Origin of the sequence: Kineococcus aridisoli, assembly GCF_050871885.1 — a bacterium.
Taxonomy (GTDB): Bacteria; Actinomycetota; Actinomycetes; order Actinomycetales; family Kineococcaceae; genus Kineococcus.
Genome location: NZ_JBJLSF010000184.1, coordinates 1 through 562 on the forward strand (window position 1 = coordinate 1; position 562 = coordinate 562).

The 562-nt window shown below is 80.6% G+C and carries 1 pseudogene; it reads left to right on the forward strand.

What is annotated here, in order from left to right:
* Positions 1 to 562, forward strand: a pseudogene (locus tag ACRYM2_RS23190) (hypothetical protein); the annotation flags it as partial.

Below are 562 nucleotides of genomic sequence, written 5' to 3' on the forward strand. Positions count from 1 at the left end.
TGACCTGGCCGCGGCCGGGCGGGCGCGTGCGCTCGGCGCGGCTGGTGGCCCGCTCCATCCGGGCCAGCGCCCCGCCCGCGCTGCAGGGCACCGCGCTCGCCACGGGCCTGCTCGTCCTGGCCGCCTGCGTGGCCGGGACCCTGCTGGCCGGCGCGGGCGCGCAGACCTGGACGTGGCGGACGGCCACCTACGCGGCGGGCTCGCTGGTGCCCTGCGGGGGGGTGGCCCTGCCGCTGCTGGCGGCCTGGGCGCTGACCGCGGTCGCCACCGCCGCGGTGCTGCACCGGATGCCCGTGCGCCCCGCCGTCCCCTGGGCCCCGCCGGCCGTCGACGCCGCACTGCGCCGCACCGGCGCGCACCGGGTGCTGCGGGTGAGCACCTCGGCGCTGCTCGGCACCGCCGGGGTGCTGCTGGTGCGCTGGTCGCACTTCGCGACCACGTGGCGCAGCACGGCCGACGTGCTCACCGGCGAGATCACCGACGGGCCGCTCGCCGCGCTGGCGGGCCGCGTCGTCACCGCGGGCCTGCTCCTGGTGCTCGCCGGTGGCGTCGTGCTGCTCCT